We start from the raw sequence: 18,883 nt of genomic DNA on the forward strand, positions 1-18,883 counted from the left end.
GCCATGGAACACGGACTTCCCGACGACTTCACCGTCCGCACCGCAGTGGGCATGGCCATCCGGGCGCCGTCGATTCACAATTCCCAGCCGTGGCGTTGGAACGTCGGCAACCGCACGCTGCACCTCTTCGCCGACCCCTCACGGCAGCTGCCGCAGACCGACCCCGACGGGCGCGACCTGCTCATCGGCTGCGGCGCCGCTCTACACCACGCGCGCATCGGCTTCGCGGCGCTCGGCTGGCAAGCCGACGTGCACCGCCTGCCCGATCCCGCCGAACCCGATCACCTCGCCTCGATCGAGTTCCACCGCCGCCAGCCGACGGCCACCGAAGTTGCGCTCGCAGCGGCCATCCCGCGCCGGCGGACCGACCGCCGCCGCCACAGCTCGTGGGAGGTTCCCCGCACCTATCTCGAGTCGATGGCCCAGGCGGTGGCGGACGAGGGTGTCGTGCTGCGCGTAGCCGAAGACGCCCAGCGCTACTACCTTGCCACCGCGATCGAAGAGGCGTCCCGACAGCATCGTGAGGACCCCGCCTACCGCGTCGAGCTGGCCGCGTGGAGCGGTCGTCACGCCGCCCCAGACGGCGTGCCGTCCTGGAACACGCCGGCGATGGACACGAGCCCCGGAACGCTCCCGGCACGGCCGTTCTCGGATCCCAAACTGCCGGAAGCGTCCGGCGCGACTAGTGACAAGGATGAAACCGTGCTCGTGGTGCTGAGCACCGCGTCGGACGACCGGATGTCGCGGCTGCGGGCCGGCGAGGCGACCAGTGCAGCCCTGCTCACCGCGACCCGCTTCGGACTTGCCACCTGCCCGTTGACCGAGCCGCTCGAGCTGCCCGATGTCCGCCGTACGGTCGAAGAGAAGGTCGCGTCCGGCACCTTCCCGCAGATGATCCTGCGCCTCGGCTGGGCCCCCGCCAACGCGGATCCGCTGCCCGCGACCCCGCGCCGCGACCTCGAAGACGTGCTGACGACGCTCGACGCCACCGATTTGTCGGGCGAACGCGGGTACCAGCAGCGCTGACCGGGGACGAGGCCGACTCAATGCCCCACGGGCATTACGCAACAGCTGGAGGCTGGCTCGGTCCCCTGGTCGCGGTCGTCGTGCTCATCGCCGTGCCGGCCACAGCCGGGGGTCGCCGCCGCCGTGCTGCTCCGGAGGACGCCGAAGCACACATCCGACGGCGAACGCGCCCTGAGCATCCTGCGCGACCGATTCGCCCGCCGAGTGATCGACCAGGACGAGTACGAATGACGGCACGAAGCGCTCGGGCGCTGAACCGCAAACGAGGAAGGCGCCATGCGCCGTACGATCGCAGCCGCGGCCGCCGCCGGCCTGTTCGTGCTCGGTGCTTGCGAGTCCGGCACTCGCGGTAGCACCCCGGTGGCTCCGGCCACGGACAGAAGCCCAGGCACCACGACGGGTTCCGACACCACGGCACCACCGGCGATGACCGGCACAGCCACACGCGGCAACACCGGCTCGACCTGCGACTCACGTCCGGGCACAGGGGCCGAGGAGGTCGCCGGGTCGACGACCGACGCGCTCTACCTCGTCCGGGTCGGCCGGCACGAGTGCTACGACCGAGTCGTCCTGGACATCAACGGTCTCGCCGAGGCGGGGTACGCAGTACGGTACGTCCCGCTCGTCACTGCTGATCCGTCGGGACAGCCGCTGCCCGTCGCGGGTGGCGCGGTGCTGCAGGTCGTGCGCGCGCCCGCGCTCGACACTGACGCCAGCGGGCACCAGGCAATCCGCGCCCCTGTCGCGACCGGTGACTACTTGTATTCGGCTTCGCAGCCGGCGAGCTGGCCCGCTCTGCGCGCGGTGCGCTTCGCCTGGCCGTTCGAGGGCCAGTGCACCTTGGCCAGCGGAGTGCGCAGCGCCCTGCCGTTCCGGGTGTTCCGGCAGCTGGACGCCACGAACCAGATCCGGCACGTCGTCGTCGACATCGCGCACTGACTACCAAGGAGGTCGCCATGGAACGGTTGAGCCCTCTCGACGCGGCTTTCCTGGAGATTGAAGACGAGGATCCACGCGCGGCGCTCGCGATCGCTTCGCTGGCGATCGCCGCCGGGCCCGCGCCGGCGCAGGATGAGTTCGTCGCGGCGATTACCGCGAGGCTCCCGCAGGTGCCGCGCTACCACCAGAAGATCCGCCGGGTGCCGTTCGACCTCGCACCGCCCGTGTGGGTCGACGACGACGCGTTCCGGCCCGAGGACCACTTCGCGCGGCTGTCGGTGCCCTCACCCCACGACGACGCCGCGCTGTGCGAGCTCGTCACGCTGCTGATGGACGAACGGCTCGACCGGGATCGGCCGCTGTGGATGTTGTGGGTCATCGAAGGGCTCTCGGAGGGACGATGGGCAATCCTGTCCAAAGTCCACCACAGCCTCACCGACGGCGTCTCCGCGACGGGGCTGCAGCGCGTTCTGTTCGGAGCGGCGGAACCGCCGGGGTTGCCTGCCGCACCGGTGCCGGATCCCGGCCGGACGCGGCTGCTCGTCTCCGCGCTCGGCGACCTCGTGAGCAGTCCCGTCACTGGGATCGGACACCTCGTCGGCAGCGTGTTACACCCCCGCGCCCTGGCCCGCCGCACGACCGACGTCGTCCGAGGACTGGCCGCACTGTCGACAGCGCTCATGCCCGTCGCTCCGAGCTCGCTCAGCGGACCGCTCGGGCACCGGCGAGGGTACGCGGTCGGTCAGGCCGCGCTCGCTGACATCGTCACCACGGCGAAAGCCTTCGACGTCACCGTCAACGACGTTCTGCTCGCCGCGGTCACCGGCGGGTTGCGTGAGCTGCTCCTGCGCCGCGGCGAAGATCCGGCACCCGACAGCGTGCGCAGCCTCGTTCCGGTCTCGGTGCGCAACAGCGCTTCGGTATCCGAAGTGGACAACCGGGTGTCGCTGCTGCTGCCGCTGCTTCCAGTCGATCTGCCCGATCCCGTGCACCGGCTCCTCCGCGTGCACCGGAGGGTCACGACGCTGAAGGGCAATAAGGAGTCGGCCGCCGGTGAGTTCGTCACCGGCGCCGCCGGAACCGAACCGTTCGCCGCCTCCGCGTGGGTCATGCGGGCCGCGGCCAAACTCCCCCAGCGCAACATCGTGACCGTGACGACGAACGTCCCCGGCCCGCCGGAGCCTCTCAGCGTGGCCGGCCGCGAGGTGCTCGAGCTCTACCCGTACGTCCCGATCGCGCTGCGGTTGCGGACCGGCGTCGCGATGCTCACCTATCGGGACCGGGTCTTCTTCGGCGTGACCGCCGACCGCGCGACGGTGCCGGATGTCCGATTCCTCGCGGAGACCGTCGTGGCCGAAGTCGCGGTGCTCAAGGCCGCTGCGGTCTCCTCGGCGAGGACCACACCAGATCCTCCGGATCCGGCAGGAGGCGCCGGTCGGTGGCGGGACAGAAGCGGAGCTGACCCGCGTCCCTGAACGCACATGATGATCGCCTGCCGGGCACCGGACGGCGCCCATTGCCTGGATCGGGCAGCGTCCGACGGCGAGGTACCGGTCGAGGTCGAATTCCGGGTCCGTCGCCCACCACCGGCCACTGCGGCGCACGATCGGGCGCTGCAGGTAGACCGGGTACCGGCTAGTAGCCGATCAGTGACGATGGCGCGCAGCCGCGCCGGATCCATGGGAGTGGCCGCCTGCAGGACGGAATGACCACCATCCGGTTCTCACTCCGGTCGAGCCGCAGCCACGGTTCGTCCTGGGCGGAGATTCCGAGTTGGTGAGGCGCGGGCCATGGCCTGGCTTTCCCGGCGGTGGTCCGTGTCCTTGCCGCTCAGGGCCGGTTCCGGTCGAGCCGGTACGGAATTGGAGTTCCCGCTGGAGCGCAACTTCCGGCTCCGCGTGGACGAAGGTCCCCGCGGCAGCCCGCCAACGTCCCTCGTCCGCACGCCCCACGTCGGAGCAGGGTGAATGGACAGGCTATCGCAGCAAAGGAGTCCTCATGACCGTGCGAGTCGGCATCAACGGGTTCGGCCGGATCGGGCGTGACTTCGTGCGCCGCGTCCTCGAACAGCCGGACAGCCCGGTGGAGGTGGTGGCCGTCAACGACATCACCGACGCGGACACCCTCGCTCACCTGCTCGCGCACGACTCCACCTACGGTCCGCTGCGCGTGCCCGTGCAGGTAATCGATTCGGCTATCGAAGCCGGCGACCAGGTGCTGCAGGCGATCTCCGAACCCGAACCGGCGAACCTGCCGTGGGGCGAATTCGCGGTGGACGTCGTGCTCGAAGCAACCGGGCACTTCCGCACCCGAGACGCGGCCGCCGCGCACCTGGCGGCGGGCGCCCGGAAGGTCATCATCTCCGCGCCTGGCAAGGGCGTGGACGCGACGATCGCGCTCGGCGTCAACGAAGGCACCTACGAACCCGTCGGACACCAGGTGATCTCCAACGCCTCGTGCACGACCAACTGCCTCGCCCCCATGGTGCGCGTGCTGCACGAAACGTTCGGAGTCCGGCGCGGGTTCTTGACCACGATCCACAGTTACACCGGCGACCAGGCCCTTCTCGACCGCCCGCACAGGGACCTGCGCCGAGCTCGGTCGGCCGCGGTGAACCTGATCCCGACGAGCACCGGCGCTGCTCGCGCGATCGGCGACGTCATCCCCGCGTTGGCCGGACGGCTCGACGGCGTGGCCATTCGCGTACCGGTCGAGGACGGGTCGCTGACCGACCTCACCGTGGAACTGGAGAAGGACGTGACGCCAGACGAGGTCAACCGCGCGTTCGCGCAGGCCGCGGATGGATATCTCAAGGGAATCGTGCGCTACACCGAAGCTCCGCTGGTGTCCCGCGACATCGTGGGTGATCCGGCCTCGTGCGTGTTCGACGCGAGCCTCACCAAGACCGACGGCCACACCGCGAAAATGTTCGGCTGGTACGACAACGAATGGGGCTATGCGTGCCGGACCGTCGAGCTCGTCGAGCTGGTGGGCCGTGAACTCGCCCGGCGCTGACCCGCGACCCGCCGTAGGTGGGCCGGCCTCTCCCCCACCGAACGTCGGGTCGTGGCCGGCGCCGTAGTGATCCAGATCGCTCTGACCGCGACGGCGTGGTGGGACCTCGCTCACCGGCGGGCGGATCAAGTCCGCGGGCCGAAAACCGTGTGGGCGGTGATAATCGTCGTCAACTTCGCCGGGCCACTCGCGTATTTCCGGTGGGGGCGACTGCGATCCGGCTGCCAAGGACCCGTGGAACGAGGACCTTCGGCGCCAGAGTGATCCACCGCCGCACCCGACACTCGGGGTGAACCACGAAACGGAGGGATCATGTCCATTACACCCGAGCACGACAAGCGTTCCGACGCCACGGTTCCCCTGCGGCGTGAACCCGAGCGGCGCGCATCGAGCCGAGCCCTCGGCGGCCGCGCACTCGCTCTGCTCCGGATCGCCATGGGACTCGTGTTCCTGTGGGCCTTCGCCGACAAGCTGTTCGGTCTGGGGTACTCCACCACGGCCGCGGGCGCCTGGATCCGCGGCGGCTCACCCACGCGAGGTTTCCTGGGCACCGTCGAGGTGGGTCCGCTCGCCTCGACGTTCCACGCCTGGGCGGGCGCGTGGTGGGCCGACTGGCTTTTCATGGCAGGGTTGCTCGGCATCGGCCTCGCTCTGGTGACCGGCGTGGCCCTGCGGATCGCCGCGACCACGGGCACGGTCGTGCTCCTGCTCATGTGGGCCGCCGAATGGCCACCCGCGCGCTTCACCAGCGTCGGCGAGGCGACGCACTCGACCCACCCGATCATCGACTACCACGTCATCTACGCACTCGTCCTCATCGCACTCGCCGCGACGCTCGCGGGCGACACCTGGGGTCTGGGCCGCCGCTGGGCCACGGTGACCGGCGACCGGGCGTGGCTGCGCTAAACGTCCACAAGCGACCGAGGAGAAACCGTGAAAGCTCTCGTGTACGACGGTCCGGGCCGGCGAGCGTGGACCGAGCACCCCGATCCGGAGATCGCCGACGCCACCGACGCGGTGGTGCGGATCGACGCGGTCACGATCTGCGGTACCGACCTGCACATCCTCAAGGGTGACGTGCCGGAGGTGGAGCGCGGACGTGTCCTCGGCCACGAGGCCGTGGGCACCGTCCTGCGCACCGGTGGCTCCGTCACCACGGTGCGGCCGGGCGACCGCGTGCTCGTTTCGTGCATCAGCGCCTGCGGCCGCTGTGAATACTGCCGGCGCGGGACCTACGGTCAGTGTCTCGGCGGAGGCGGCTGGATCCTCGGACACCTCGTCGACGGCGTCCAGGCGGAACTCGCGCGAATCCCGTTCGCCGACACCTCCACCTACCGGCTGCCCCCGTCGGTCGGCGACGAACCCACGCTGATGCTGGCGGACATCCTGCCCACGTCGTACGAAGTGGGTGTCCGCAACGGGCAGGTCAGCCCCGGCGACGTGGTGGTCATCGTCGGAGCCGGTCCCATCGGCCTGGCCGCGATCACCACCTCCAGGCTCTACAGCCCGTCGGCGATCGTCGTCGTGGACACGGAAACGACCCGGCTGGCCCCGGCGAAGGATTTCGGCGCCGACGTCACGGTCCAGCCGGAGGAAGCGGCCGAGGCCGTGCGCGAGGCGAGCGGCGGGCTCGGCGCCGACGTGGTCGTGGCGGCGGTCGGTGTGCCGGAGACGTTCGAACTGTGCACGGAGCTCGTCCGCACCGGCGGGCACGTGGTGAACATCGGGGTGCACGGCAAGCCGGCCACCCTGCACCTCGAGCAGTTGTGGATCCGCGACGTCACCATCACGACCGGTCTCGTCGACACCTGGAGCACCCCGACGCTGTTGCGCATGCTGGCCGCGGGTCGCCTCGACACGGGCCGGTTCGTCACCCACCGGTTCGGTCTATCCGAAATGGACGAAGCCTATGACGTCTTCGCGCACCCGCAGGACAGCGAGGCGTTGAAGGTAGCGCTGTTCCGCCAGTGACCACTGTGTCGCCGCGGATCGGCCACCGCCCGGACAGGACGGCGGCCGATCCGCTGGGTGTCGGTCAGGGCCGGTGGATCGACCTCCGCCCGAACCGGCCACCGGCGGGAGGCTCATCCGGGCGGAGGTCGCGGTCGTCGAGGTGGGCCTTCAGGTGCGAGCGGACTTCGACCACCCCGTCGACGCGGCGGACGAGCGCCTCGATCAGCCCGATCATGCTGTAACGCTCGACGGTGCCGCTGATGGACACGATCCCGTCGTGCACCGCGACGTACAGCGACTGCGGGTCGATGCACATCTCCTCCGTGAGGACCTCGTCCCGGACTTCGTCGTAGATGTCCTTGTCGGGTCTCAGGAAGACTCGCACCAGGTCGGCTCGCGACACGATCCCGGCCAGCGCGCCGTCCGCGTCCACGACCGGAAGGCGGTGCACGCCATGGGATTCCATCAGTTGCGCGGCGCGCACCACGTCATCGTCCGCCCTGATGGTGACAGCCGGGCTGCTCATCAAGTCGGCGGCGAACACCGCTTCAGCCTTGCGCCGGGCCCGCCGCGCCCGCGGACCGAAGCCGCGGTGCTCGACTTCACGCTCGAGCAGGTCAGCGCGGGAGATGACACCAGCCACGTGACCGCGATCGTCCACGACGGGCGTGCCGCCGACCCCACGTTCTTCGAGCAGCGCGGTCACCGCCTTGAAGGGTGTGCCGAGCGGAACGCTCGCCACGTCCGTCGTCATCACCGCGCTCACCGGGTGCTGTCCGGTCATCGTCTGCTCCTCACAACAGGGGGCCGGGCTGGTACGTGCCGGCCTCGTCCGCTTCCGGCACCGGGCCGCGTTCCTCAGCCGTGCGAACCGGCACGACCACGACCGGGCAGCGCGAATCCTTCAGGCAATACGCAGAGACGGATCCGACGAGCAGCCGCAGCAGCCGGCCGTGGCCGTGACTGCCGACCACGAGCATCGCGGCGTTCTGCGACCTCCGCACGAGGGCCGGGCCGGGCGCGCCCTCGACCGTCTCCGCGCGCACGGGAACCGGTTCGACGCCGGCGAGCGCATCGGCCACGGCTTGCTCCAGCTGCTGCCGGTAGCGCTTCTCGATCTCCCGCCACGACCGGGTCGATGCCGATTCCAGGTCGGCCGTCGGATCGAACGTCCAGGCGCGCACGGCCACCACCTCGCGCCCGCTCACCTTCGCTTCGGACAGTGCCCAGCGCAGTGCCGCGGCGCTGCCGGCCGAGCCGTCGACTCCGACGACAATGACGTTTCCGTCCATGGTGGTCACGGATGTTCTCCTTTGCCCAACGGGTCAGCGGGCGTTGTCCAGCAGGAGGCGGCGTTCGGCGGCGGCGATCGCGTGCCGGGCGGCAGCGATCGCGTCGGAGTTGACCGAGATCGAAGTGATACCGGCCCGCACCAGGTGCTCGGTGAAAGCGGGGTTGGTCGAAGGCGCCTGCCCGCACAGCGACGAGGTGATGCCGTGCAGGTTCGCGGTGCGGACGATGGTCGTGATCGCGTCCAGCACGGCGGGGTCGGCTTCGTCGAACAGCTCCGCGCACTCCGCCGAATCGCGGTCGACCCCCAGGACCAGCTGGGTGAGGTCGTTGCTGCCGATCGACACGCCGTCGATGCCGAGACCGACGTACTCCGGCAGCCAGTGGACCACTGAGGGCACTTCCGCCATGATCCACTTGAGGAGGCCGCGCTGGCGGCCCAGCGGGCTGGCGTCCACCAGTTCGAGGCAGGCTTCGAGCTCCCACTTGGTGCGCACGAACGGGATCATCAGGTGCAGGTTCGGGGTGCGCTCGCGGACCCGCGCGAGTGTCTTCAGCTCGAGCGCGAAGAGATCGGGTTCGCGGATGTACCGGTAGCAGCCGCGGTAGCCGATCATCGGGTTGCGTTCCTCTGGTTCGAACGCCTCCCCGCCGGTCAGGCCGCGGAACTCGTTCGTGCGCAGGTCAGTGGCGCGGTAGACCACCGGACGTGAGCCGAACGGGGACGTGATCGCGGTCAAGGAGTCGGCCATCGCGGTCACGAAGGACTCCTCCTCGCCCCGGGCCAGCAGGTCGCGCGGGTGCCGGCCACCGAGGGCCTCGGTGAGCAGGAATTCCGCACGCAGCAACCCGACCCCGTCCACGGCCCGTGCCGCTACTTCCGCGGCGTGCTCGGGCATCGCGAGGTTCACGTAGAGCCGGGTCCCGATCGTCTCCGGTGCGGTGGGAGCTGCCACCGGCGTCGCGCGAGCCGCCTCATGCACCACCGCACCGGCCCGCACTTCGCCCTTGGTCCCGTCGACTGTCACGAGCGTGCGGTCGGCGAGAACGCGGGTGGCATCGCCGGTTCCGACCACGCACGGCACCCCCAGTTCCCGGGCGACCACGGCGGCGTGGCACGTCATCCCGCCGCCGTCGGTCACCAGCCCGCCCGCCCGGCGGATGGCCGGCACCCAGTCCGGGTTTGTCATCGGCGCCACCAGCACCTCGCCCTCGCGCAGCTGCATGGCTTCCGCCGGGTCCCGCAGCACGCGGACGGCCCCACTCGCCGCGCCGGGCGACGCTGCCAGCCCCGTGACCAGCGCGCCCGGCTCCGCCTCGCGGTCCGGCGGCATGGTCGTGATCGGCCGCGACTGCACGAGCCACGTGCGGTGGTCCTCAATGGCGAATTCCACGTCCTGCGGCACGCCGTAGTGGTCTTCGACTCGCGAGGCCAGCCGCGCGAGCTCGAGCACCGTCGCGTCGTCCAGGACCCGGCGACCGCCGGCCTGCGCAGTCAACGGCACCGTGACGTCACCGCCGCCGACCTCCGCGATGATCTTGAAGGACTGTGTGCCGACACGGGCGCTGAGCACCCGCAAGTCCTGTTTGGCCACCACGTAGGTGTCGGGCTCGACGGCGCCGCTGACGATCGCCTCACCCTGGCCGAAGACCGCTTCGATCACCACCTGGTCGTGCGCGGCGGTCCGCGGATCCGCCGTGAAGATCACCCCCGCGCGATCGGCGGGGATCATCCGTTGCACAACCACTGCGATCGCCGGCTCCCCGGCGTACCCACGGCTCGCGCGGTAGCTCACGACGCGCGGCGAGAACAGCGACGCCCAGCAGTCCACGACGCGCTGAGCCAGGCTCCGCTCGTCGACCACGTTGGTGAAGCTGGCGTTCATCCCGGCGAACGACGCCTCGGCACCGTCTTCCCCGGTCGCCGACGAGCGCACGGCTACCGTGGCTTGCCCGCCGAGCGCGCGGTACGCCTCGCCGACCGAGGCCGCGAGCTCGGCGGTCAGGCCGGCCGAGCGGACCAGGGCCTGCAGCCGCTCGCACGTTTCGGCGAGGGCCGTCGCGTCGTCCACATTCGTCAGAGCTTTGGCATGGGCGTCGGCGATCTCGGCGCGCACCCCGGCGGCCTCCAGTGCCGAGAAGTAGCCATCCCGGGTGATCACGAAGCCCTCCGGCACCGGGAACCCGGCGGCGATCAGCTCACCCAGGTTGGCACCCTTTCCGCCTGCGACCTCGGCGTCGGCGAGCCGTAGATCGGCGAGATTCGGTACGCAGTCCATGAAGGTCCTCCCGAAGGTCGGACACGGCGTTCGCCCCGGCTCTCCCAGCCTGGTCGCCCCCCGGACACCCGCACCGGAGCACAAAGTCACCGGGCGCGGGGCGGACGTCCCCGTGTCACCCACCGGAAGAGCTCGTCGGCGCCCCAGACGAGTACCGGCATCGGCAGCAGCATCGCGAGCGCCCACGCGGGCAGCGGCGCCATGCCGAAGACGTCCCTGATCCCCGGTGCGTAGATCAGCAGAGCGGCGAACAGCACCTCGAACACGAGGCCCCAGAGCAGCAGCCGGTTCGTGGTGAGGCCGACCTCTCGCAGCGGCACGCGTTCGGTCCGCGAAGCGAACGCCGTGCCGATCTGGCACGCCACGATCGCCGCGAAGCTCGCCGTGGTGGCCTGCAAGTACGCGTGGTGCAACGGCGCGCCCGCCGAGACGTCGGCTCCCGGCTGCCAGCCGGCGGTCCACAGCACCGCGAAGTACGCCGCCAGGACCAGGATCCCCGACAGCAGGCCCATGATCGCCCACGCCCGAAGGAGCATCCGGCCGGTCACCACGCCTTCGCGCCGGTCCCGGGGCGGGCGCGCCATCAGTCCGGGCTCCGCCGGCTCGCGCCCCAGGGCGAGCGCCGGCAGCGTCTCCGTCCCCAGGTCGATCGCCAGGATCTGCAGCACGGTCAGCGGCAGCGGGACTGCCCCGCCGGAGATGGCGAAGATCAGGAACGGGAGTACCTCGGGTACCGCGTGGGCGAAGATGTACAGCACGAACTTGCGGACGTTGTCGAACACCCGCCGGCCCTCGCGCACCCCGGCCACAATGGTTGCGAAGTTGTCGTCGGTGAGCACGACCGTAGCCGCTTCCTTCGCCACATCGGTGCCACCGATACCCATCGCGACACCGATGTCGGCACGGCGCAGCGCGGGAGCGTCGTTCACCCCATCGCCGGTCATGGCGACGACCTGATCGCAGTGGCGCAGTGCATCGGCGATGCGCAGCTTGTCTTCCGGCGTCGCGCGGGAGAACACCACTTCGCCGCCCTTGAGGAGCGCTGCGTCGAGGTCGGGTTCCGGCATCTTCGCCAGGTCGCCGCCTTCGACGACGCAGTCGGCGCCGATGCCGACGCGGCGGGCGATCTCAGCGGCGGTCAGGCCGTTGTCCCCGGTCACGACGTGGACCTTGATCCCCGCCGAGTGGCAGTCGGCCACCGCCGGGGCGACCTCGGGGCGCGGCGGATCGACGAGACCAGCGAACCCGACGAGGGTCAGCCCGCTTTCGGCTTCGCTGCGGCTCGCAGGGGCAGTGGGGACCACCCGGCGCGCGATCGCCAGCACGCGCAGCGCCCGCCGGGCCATGTCGTCGGCCTGGCCGGTCAGCTCAATCCGGCGCTGCGGGGTGATCAGCGCTTCGGTGCCGGATTCCGTCAGCTCCGTCGTGCACAGCGGGAGCACCTGCTCCGGAGCGCCCTTCGTAGCCACCACGAGCTCTTCGCCGAGAAGATCCACAGTGGACATTCGCTTGAGGCGGGGGTCGAACGGGTGCAGCACCCGGCGCGCCGCATCACGCGCGGCCGCCGAGACGTCCGCCCCGCGCTCGGCGGCGTACGACAGCAGTGCGAGCTCGGTCGGGTCCCCGGATCCGGTGGCGAGGTCCGCGGTGCTGCACCGCGCGAGCACTGCGACAGCCACGGGTTGTGCCGACGGTGCTCCGGACGGGTCCCGCAGTTCCTCGACCCGCATCGAGTTCCGGGTCAAGGTCCCTGTCTTGTCGGTGCAGATGACGGTGGTCGAGCCCAGCGTCTCCACCGCCGACAGCCGTTTGACCAGAGCGCCGGCCTTCGCCATCGACCGCACGCCCGCCGCCAGGGCCAGGGTGATCGTGGGCAGCAGTCCCTCGGGCACATTGGCCACGAGGAGCCCGATGGCGAACACAAACGCGGCCGACCACGAAAGGCCCGCGACCACGCCGAGCGGCAGGAACCCCACACCAACAACCAGGGCGACCCCGGCGATCAGCCAAGCGACCCGTCGCACTTGCCGCTCGAGCGGGCTCTCTTCGCGGCCGATGCGGGCCGACAGTGAAGCGATCCGGCCGATCTCGGTGTGCCGCCCGGTCGCGTGCACGACCGCGCGGGCGGCGCCTGCCACGCACACCGTGCCGCTGAACACCAGCACCGGTGAGTCGATCGGCCGCACAGCATCGTCTGCGGCATCGGCAGTACGAGTGACAGGAGCGGACTCACCGGTGAGCATCGAGGCGTCGACGTCGAGAGTCCCGTCGACGAGCCGGGCGTCCGCGGGAACCCGATCCCCTTCGGCGAGCAGGACGACGTCGCCGCGGACCAGTTCACTCGCCGCCACGTGGGCGACGACCCCGTCACGTACCACCGAGGTGCGCTCCGGCAGGTACTCGCCCAGCGCCTCCACCGCGCGTTCGGCCTGTTGCTCCTGGTAGAACGCGAGCAGTCCGTTGAGGACGATCACTCCGACGATGGCCACGGCGAGGTTCGTCGTCCCCGCGAACCAGGCGAGGCCGGCGGCGACCCAGAGCAGCAGGGCCAGCGGGTGGCCGAACTGGCGCAGCAACTCGAGCGGCCATCGCGTACGCCCGCGACGCGGCAGCTCATTCGGTCCCTCCACCTGCAGCCTGCGCGCAGCTTCGCGGGCGGTGAGCCCGCCTGATGCAGATCGGAGGTCTCGCAGCAGCAGATCGACCGGCTCGCGGGCGTCGACGTCGGGAGCTTCGGGCTCCGCGCCTGACGGCCGGACGTGCGTGGTCATCGCGGTCCTTCCGCCGGACCCGCGACGAGTACCACGGCCTGTGCGACGCTCGCGTGCCCCCCGATGATTGCTGAGCGGCTGAGGACTGCGGTCTTCAGCCCATGGGCTGCCGCGGCGAGGCGAAGGGTGTGGGTGACGGCACCGGCCAGGACCTGCTCGTCCGCGGTGTCGCGGTTCGTGAGCACCGGCAACCGGGAGCCGAAGCCCAGCGCCGCAGCGGGTTCCTCGGGTGGAAGCGGAACGACGCGAGTGCGAGGCCAGTCGTTCTCGCGCGCGAGAGCGGCGAGAACCTCCGCACCGACGGGCGCGGGTGTCTCCGGCCCAGACTCCGTCAACCGGCGCAGCGCCAGGTACCGGACCCAGTCGTGCTCCGTCGCCGGCGCCGGCTCCCGAACGCGCAGCACCGCTACGACGTCCGGCCGGTCCGGGTTGTGCGGGAAAAACATCCGGGAACGAGCGCCCAGGACCCGGAGCACCACCTTGGCAGTGGAGAGCGCGGCGCCGCATGCGCCGAGCGCCCGGTGCTCACCGCGGCCGTGCCGGGCCGGATTCAGCGCGACCGTGACCTCGTCCGGCCCCAGCTCGACGACGCACCGCGATGCCGGCAGCCGTGAGAGCGCGTCCACCAGCACGGCCCGGGTCGAGTGGTTCCAGTGAACCGCCGGTTCGGCCATGCTGGTCATCGCGGCACCCGTTCGCGCAGGATGGCTTCGGCGCCGCGGGCGAGCTCGAGTTCTTCCCGGGTCCGCACGATCAGCACGGGTGCCGCCGAGCCCGGCGCGCTGATGACCCGGTCGGCGTCGGTGCGCTCCAACGGGGCCACGCGCAGGCCCAGTACGCCGAGACCGGCGGTGACAGCGGCAACCACCTCCGGCTGGTACTCGGCCACTCCGCCGGTGAACACGAGGGCATCGAGCCGATCGAGGTTCGTCGCCAGGGCGCCGATCTCCCGCCGCAGCCGGTGCACGTAGACCTCGACGGCCAGTTTCGCGTCCGGATCGCCGGCCGCGGCCGCGACCAGCGCCGAACCCAGATCACCGCTACCGCCGCACATGCCCGCGATCCCGGACCGCTGGTAGAGCGCCTCGCTCATCTCCTCCGGCCCCATCGGCGCCGTCTTCATCACGTGCAGCAGCAGCCCCGGGTCGATCGAGCCCGATCGGGTGGCCATCGCAGGCCCCTCCAGCGGCGTGAACCCCATCGACGTGTCAGCGCTCGCGCCGTCACGCACGGCAGTGACCGACACGCCCGCGCCGACATGCGCACACACCAGCTGCAGATCCGTTGCCACCTTTCCCAGCAGGACCGCGGCGCGGCGCACCACGTAACCGCACGACAAGCCGTGGAACCCGTAACGGCGCAACCGGCCCTGCCGCGTCCACGCACGCGGCAGCGGGTAATGCGCGGCGGCAGCGGGCAGGCCCGAGTGGAACGCGGTGTCAAAGCACGCCACCACCGGCACACCGGGCAACAGAGCCCGCACCGCGCGGGCCACCGACAACGACGCGGGCTGGTGCAGCGGCGCGAGCGGCACGAGCCGCTCCAGGTTCGCCAGCAGGTCGTCGGTCACCAGCGCCGGCGCCTTCTGCGAGCCGCCGTGGACGAAACGAACCGCGACCGCGTCCGGGCGCGCCCAGCGGTGCACCGCATCCAAGACCAGCCGCGGTTCGGTCAGCTGCCACGCCGTCCAACCCACGGCGATGCCGTCTTCGACCAAGGCGGCTTTCAGGTTCGACGAACCAGGATTAAGGGTCAGGACTCGCACGGTCACTCCTCAGTCCGATCAGCCCGGCAGGCGGCGGAGGAACGGATCAGCGCTCTCGCGGCGCGCCAGGCGCACGCGGACGTCGACGGCCACGCAACCAGCGGCGTGCGCTGCAAGGGGGTTGAGGTCCAGCTCGGCGAGCTCGGGAACCAGCACGGCCAATCGCGCGACCTCCAGCAGCACCTCACGCACAGCGGCCCGGTCGATCCCCGACGCCCACAACGCTTCCGACGACCGCAGGCCATCCAGCAGCAGGTCGGCGTCGGCGCCCGTCAGTGGCGCCAGGTGGGCAGTGTGATCGGCGACCAGATCAGCGTCGACGCCGCCAAGGCCGAACACCACGAGCGGGCCGAACACCGGGTCCGATCGCACACCCACGAGGAGTTCGCGGCCGCAGTCGACCATGGGCTGGACCGCGACCCCTCGCAGAGCCGGGCCGAACCGGGCCTGCAGCAGCCGGTAGGCGTCTCGCGCCCCACCGGCGCCGTACACCTCGAGGAGGACGCCACCGCCCCGGGATTTGTGCTGGAGCCCTTGGGCATCGGCCTTGACTGCCAGTCGGCCCGCGAGGTCGCCTGCGACGCCGATCGCTTCCAGCTCGTCGCGGGCATAGCGCGTGGTGACGAGCGGGAGGCCGGCCAGCCGGAGCAGCTCGGAGGCGTCCGGTGGGGACAGCCAGCCGTCACCCTCGCCGGCGTGGTTCGCTGCGAAGGTCCGCAAGGCCGCAGCGTCGATGTCCGACAGCTCAGGCGCGTCGTCGCCGCGGTCGAGCCATTGCGCGTAGCGCGCGACCTTTCCCAAGACGGCTGCGGCGGCCGCCGGGTCGTCGTACGAGGCGGTCACTGGCGCACCGTCGTCGCCGACAGGAGCGACTCGCGCGCGTTGTTGACCGGGCTGGACGGCGAACACCGTCTTGCCTGTGCCTGGAACCACGTCGGCCACCACGGTCGCCGGATCACCTACCGCCGTCGGGACCGTCGCCACGAGCACCGCGTCGACACCCTCGTCGGCCAGTACGGTTCGCAGAGCTTGGCCGAACGTGCCGGCCGGTGCCGCCGCCGTGGTGTCCACCGGGTTGTGCGGCGCAGCCTCCGCGGGGAGCAGCGCGCTCAACCGCTCCACCGTTCCAGCTGAAAAGCACGCCATCGTGAGGCCCTCGCGTTCGCACGCGTCGGCCGCGAGCACTCCGGCTCCCCCGGCGTTGCTCACCACCGCAACCCGCCGCCCGCGCGGCAACGGCTGCCACGACACTCCCGCGATCACATCGACCAATTCGGACACCGTGTCGACCGCGATGATCCCCGCCTGTTCGTAGAGCGCGTCCCGGGTCACCGCGGGCGTGGCGACGGCCGCGGTGTGCGAGGCGGCCGCCCGCTGGGCTGTGTCCCCGCTACCTGCGCGCACCGCCAGCACGGGGCGGGTGCGCGCCAACCGCGCGGCGAGCCGGCTGAACTTGCGCGGGTTGCCGAACGACTCCAAGTACAGCACCACGATCTGGGTTCGCCGGTCGCTCGCCCACCACAGCAGCAGATCGTTACCGCTCACGTCGTACTTGTCTCCTGTGGACACCAGCGCCGAGACCCCCAGCCCGAGCCCGGTCAGCGCTTCGGTGAGCGCGATGCCGACTCCGCCCGACTGGGTCGCGATCCCGATGCCACCACGCAGCGGCGGCCGTTCGAGGAAAGTCACGTCGAGCGGACACGACGGCGCGGTCGAGACCACGCCCAGGCAGTTGGGCCCGACCAGACGCATCCCGTGTTCCCGCACGGCTTTGCGGACCCGTTCGCCGGCCGCGGTGCCGGTCAGGCCGGAGGTGATCATCACCACGGCGCGGACGCCGTGGGAACCGCACTCCTCGACCGCGTTCGCCGCAGCTTCAGCGGGCAGACAGACCACCGCCAGTTCCGGCACCACGCTCAACCCCGCGATCGAGGTGGCACAGCGGACTTCGAGGATTGACGACGCGTGTGGGTGAACGACCTCGACGTGCCCGGGATAACCGCTGCGTAGGAGGTTGGCGAGCACGGCGCGTCCGATCGAACCCGGTTGGCGCCCCACCCCGATGACCACGATCGAGTCCGGGTTCAGGACGTGCGCGAGGCTCGCGGCCTCGGCGACCTCGTCGCGGTGTGCGACCGCGTCCGGGTAGTGGTCGGCGTCGAGCCACAGCGTCAGCGACCACTCGGCGCCGTCGCGGGCGACGCGGTAGGGCAAGCCCAGTTCGGAGAAGACTTTGATGACCTTCGCGTTTTCGGCGAGCACCTCCGCGACGAACCGGTCGATACCGGTGGCGTGCGCCGTCGCGGCGAGGTGTTCCAGCAGCAGGGTCGCGATCCCCTGCGCCCGGTGGGTCCCGTCGACCACCAGAGCGATCTCGGCCTCCGCTGAGCCAGGGCGCCGTTCGTAGTGGGCCACGCCCGCAAGCTCCGACCCGAGGAAGCACCCCAGCCCGGCGTGGGCCTCGCCCGGCTCTCCTGCGATGCGGCCCGCTAACCGGTCCATCGTGGACGGTAACGGGCCGAAGAAGCGGAAGTAGCGGTCGCGTTCGTCCAGCCGGGTGTGCAACGCCAGCACGGCGTCCGCGTCCCCCGGCCCCAGCGTCCGGACGACACCGACCTCACCGTCGGCCAGCAGCACCCTCGCGGGCAGGTCCGCGTTCATGGCTCTCCTCGTGCACAGCCGTGGTGGGCGCGGCCGCGACCACGCCCACCACCGGCGGCCTCAGGCCTTGTCGACGTGGATTTTTATTTGCTTCTCGTGCGGCCGCTCAGCCATCGGCATGGTGATCTCGAGGATGCCGTCGGCGTACTTGGCCTCCACCTTCGAGGCCTCGGCCCCAGCGGGCAGCGCCACGGTGCGGCTGAACTTCCCGTAGTAGAATTCGCTGTGCCCGCCGGTGGTCTCCTTCGCCTCGCGCTCAGCTTCGATGGTCAGCATCCCCTCGTGCGTCCTCACCGAGATGTGCTTGTCGGGCTCGAACCCGGGCAGCTCTGCGCGAATGGTGTATTTGCCCTCCTCAGTGGAATCCTCGATCCGCACCGGGTTGTGCTCCCCGAACGGCCAGGGGTTGTCCAGCCAGGCGGCGATGCTCGGCAGCGTCATCCGGGAACCCGGCAGCAGTCCAGGCATGCTCACTCCTCTCTCCGTTTTCGGCTTCACACTCAGGAAACTCCCGTACGCTCCTTCGGCGACGCGGCCGGACTACCCGAAGGGTCAGGACGAAGGTCCCCGCACCGGATGCAGGACGGTCAACTTTCGCGCTCCTCCCCCGCGGCACCACGGCAAGTTCACCGGCGATGGCCCGGGCCCACGCGCGGATCACCGGCCAGTCGCGGTTGTCCCCGTCTTTCACCCGCAGGGCAGCCACCACCGCCCGTTCGGGGAAGCGCAGCCGCGCGCGCTCGACCCGGCCACCGAAAAGCCGGTGCTCGCGGGCAGCCGTGTCGGTCAGCACATCCGAAACGTCGACGGGGTCCGAACCGGGCCGTCTCCGCTGACCCACCGGTCCGCTCGAAAAGAGCCACACAGGAAGCCGTCTCAGCTCGCCCTGGTGCTCGTGCGCAAGCCTCTGGGCGCTGTCGAGCCAGTGCCCGAGGTAGACGGCGCTACCGAGCACGACCGCGTCGTACCCCGCGAGCGACGTGACGTGCTCTGCGTCGACCACCTCCACCTGCGCCGCGACACCGGTTTCCTCCAACGTCATCGCAGCCGTGGCGGCGATCTGCTCGGCGATCTCCCTGGTGGCCCCGTGGCGGGTCGCCACCGCGACGAGGACCCTCATGGCGGTACGCCTTTCGGTGAAGAACACCCACGGTGCTCGCCGCACCCTTCGCACGGGAGAGCAG

At 70.8% G+C, this 18,883-nt stretch carries 16 protein-coding genes; 7 read left to right on the forward strand and 9 right to left on the reverse strand.

From position 1 onward, the window contains the following. The first annotated feature begins 3 nt into the window (after positions 1–3). The 7 genes from I6J71_RS25885 to I6J71_RS25915 all read left to right on the forward strand — a co-directional run bounded on the left by I6J71_RS25885 (position 4) and on the right by I6J71_RS25915 (position 6,951). Entirely contained in the window at positions 4–1,026 is a 1,023-nt protein-coding gene (locus I6J71_RS25885) for an NAD(P)H nitroreductase (RefSeq protein ID WP_204089232.1), read from the forward strand. 426 nt (positions 1,027–1,452) lie between these two features. Beyond that, positions 1,453–1,965, forward strand: coding sequence for a hypothetical protein (locus tag I6J71_RS25890; protein ID WP_204089233.1), 513 nt, complete (start codon positions 1,453–1,455; stop codon positions 1,963–1,965). Positions 1,966–1,982: 17 nt separating this feature from the next. Further along, positions 1,983–3,440, forward strand: a complete 1,458-nt coding sequence (locus tag I6J71_RS25895) for a wax ester/triacylglycerol synthase family O-acyltransferase (protein WP_204089234.1) — start codon at positions 1,983–1,985, stop codon at positions 3,438–3,440. Positions 3,441–3,963: 523 nt separating this feature from the next. Then, a complete protein-coding gene (gene gap / locus I6J71_RS25900) occupies positions 3,964–4,980 on the forward strand; it encodes a type I glyceraldehyde-3-phosphate dehydrogenase (RefSeq protein WP_204089235.1) in 1,017 nt (338 codons plus the stop codon). A 66-nt stretch (positions 4,981–5,046) separates the two neighbouring features. After that, a complete protein-coding gene (locus tag I6J71_RS25905) occupies positions 5,047–5,244 on the forward strand; it encodes a PLD nuclease N-terminal domain-containing protein (RefSeq protein WP_239155436.1) in 198 nt (65 codons plus the stop codon). Between the two features lie 48 nt (positions 5,245–5,292). Beyond that, positions 5,293–5,886, forward strand: coding sequence for a DoxX family membrane protein (locus tag I6J71_RS25910; protein ID WP_204089237.1), 594 nt, complete (start codon positions 5,293–5,295; stop codon positions 5,884–5,886). Between the two features lie 27 nt (positions 5,887–5,913). Next, positions 5,914–6,951, forward strand: a complete 1,038-nt coding sequence (locus I6J71_RS25915; RefSeq protein ID WP_204089238.1) for an alcohol dehydrogenase catalytic domain-containing protein — start codon at positions 5,914–5,916, stop codon at positions 6,949–6,951. Positions 6,952–7,015: 64 nt separating this feature from the next. Here the strand turns inward: I6J71_RS25915 and I6J71_RS25920 are convergent, their stop codons facing one another. From I6J71_RS25920 to I6J71_RS25960, 9 genes are all read right to left on the reverse strand, one after another. Beyond that, a complete protein-coding gene (locus I6J71_RS25920; RefSeq protein ID WP_204089239.1) occupies positions 7,016–7,717 on the reverse strand; it encodes a CBS domain-containing protein in 702 nt (233 codons plus the stop codon). 10 nt (positions 7,718–7,727) lie between these two features. Next, the gene (locus tag I6J71_RS25925) at positions 7,728–8,225 is read right to left on the reverse strand and encodes a universal stress protein (RefSeq protein WP_204097248.1); all 498 of its coding nucleotides are present in this window, start codon (positions 8,223–8,225) and stop codon (positions 7,728–7,730) included. Between the two features lie 33 nt (positions 8,226–8,258). Further along, positions 8,259–10,502 carry a phosphoenolpyruvate synthase gene (ppsA, locus tag I6J71_RS25930; RefSeq protein ID WP_204089240.1) on the reverse strand — a complete coding sequence of 748 codons (2,244 nt, stop codon included), beginning with the start codon at positions 10,500–10,502 and terminating at the stop codon, positions 8,259–8,261. 86 nt (positions 10,503–10,588) lie between these two features. After that, positions 10,589–13,273, reverse strand: coding sequence for a cation-transporting P-type ATPase (locus tag I6J71_RS25935; RefSeq protein ID WP_204089241.1), 2,685 nt, complete (start codon positions 13,271–13,273; stop codon positions 10,589–10,591). Further along, complete coding sequence (locus I6J71_RS25940; RefSeq protein WP_204089242.1) at positions 13,270–13,956, reverse strand: hypothetical protein; 687 nt, start codon at positions 13,954–13,956, stop codon at positions 13,270–13,272. The genes I6J71_RS25935 and I6J71_RS25940 overlap by 4 nt, the downstream gene beginning before the upstream one ends. Next, positions 13,953–15,038: an acetate/propionate family kinase gene (locus tag I6J71_RS25945; RefSeq protein WP_204089243.1), complete on the reverse strand. Its 1,086-nt coding sequence runs from the start codon at positions 15,036–15,038 to the stop codon at positions 13,953–13,955. Before I6J71_RS25945 ends, I6J71_RS25940 begins: the two co-directional genes overlap by 4 nt. Positions 15,039–15,056: 18 nt before the next feature. After that, positions 15,057–17,699, reverse strand: coding sequence for a GNAT family N-acetyltransferase (locus I6J71_RS25950; RefSeq protein WP_204089244.1), 2,643 nt, complete (start codon positions 17,697–17,699; stop codon positions 15,057–15,059). A gap of 60 nt (positions 17,700–17,759) precedes the next feature. After that, a complete protein-coding gene (locus I6J71_RS25955) occupies positions 17,760–18,077 on the reverse strand; it encodes an Hsp20/alpha crystallin family protein (RefSeq protein WP_239153910.1) in 318 nt (105 codons plus the stop codon). Beyond that, positions 18,055–18,846 (reverse strand): flavodoxin domain-containing protein, encoded by a 792-nt coding sequence (locus I6J71_RS25960; RefSeq protein ID WP_239153911.1) that lies wholly within the window; start codon positions 18,844–18,846, stop codon positions 18,055–18,057. Before I6J71_RS25960 ends, I6J71_RS25955 begins: the two co-directional genes overlap by 23 nt. Positions 18,847–18,883: the final 37 nt, after the last annotated feature.

Origin of the sequence: Amycolatopsis sp. FDAARGOS 1241, assembly GCF_016889705.1 — a bacterium.
In the GTDB taxonomy this organism is placed as follows: Bacteria; Actinomycetota; Actinomycetes; order Mycobacteriales; family Pseudonocardiaceae; genus Amycolatopsis.

Excerpts from the sequence above, each read along its gene's own strand:
- I6J71_RS25925 (WP_204097248.1), bottom strand. The coding sequence starts at position 8,225 with ATGGACGGAAACGTCATTGTCGTCGGAGTCGACGGCTCGGCCGGCAGC.
- gap (WP_204089235.1), top strand. The coding sequence starts at position 3,964 with ATGACCGTGCGAGTCGGCATCAACGGGTTCGGCCGGATCGGGCGTGAC.
- I6J71_RS25940 (WP_204089242.1), bottom strand. The coding sequence starts at position 13,956 with ATGACCAGCATGGCCGAACCGGCGGTTCACTGGAACCACTCGACCCGG.
- I6J71_RS25950 (WP_204089244.1), bottom strand. The coding sequence starts at position 17,699 with ATGAACGCGGACCTGCCCGCGAGGGTGCTGCTGGCCGACGGTGAGGTC.
- I6J71_RS25890 (WP_204089233.1), top strand. The coding sequence starts at position 1,453 with ATGACCGGCACAGCCACACGCGGCAACACCGGCTCGACCTGCGACTCA.
- ppsA (WP_204089240.1), bottom strand. The coding sequence starts at position 10,502 with ATGGACTGCGTACCGAATCTCGCCGATCTACGGCTCGCCGACGCCGAG.
- I6J71_RS25910 (WP_204089237.1), top strand. The coding sequence starts at position 5,293 with ATGTCCATTACACCCGAGCACGACAAGCGTTCCGACGCCACGGTTCCC.
- I6J71_RS25895 (WP_204089234.1), top strand. The coding sequence starts at position 1,983 with ATGGAACGGTTGAGCCCTCTCGACGCGGCTTTCCTGGAGATTGAAGAC.
- I6J71_RS25935 (WP_204089241.1), bottom strand. The coding sequence starts at position 13,273 with ATGACCACGCACGTCCGGCCGTCAGGCGCGGAGCCCGAAGCTCCCGAC.
- I6J71_RS25920 (WP_204089239.1), bottom strand. The coding sequence starts at position 7,717 with ATGACCGGACAGCACCCGGTGAGCGCGGTGATGACGACGGACGTGGCG.
- I6J71_RS25885 (WP_204089232.1), top strand. The coding sequence starts at position 4 with ATGGAACACGGACTTCCCGACGACTTCACCGTCCGCACCGCAGTGGGC.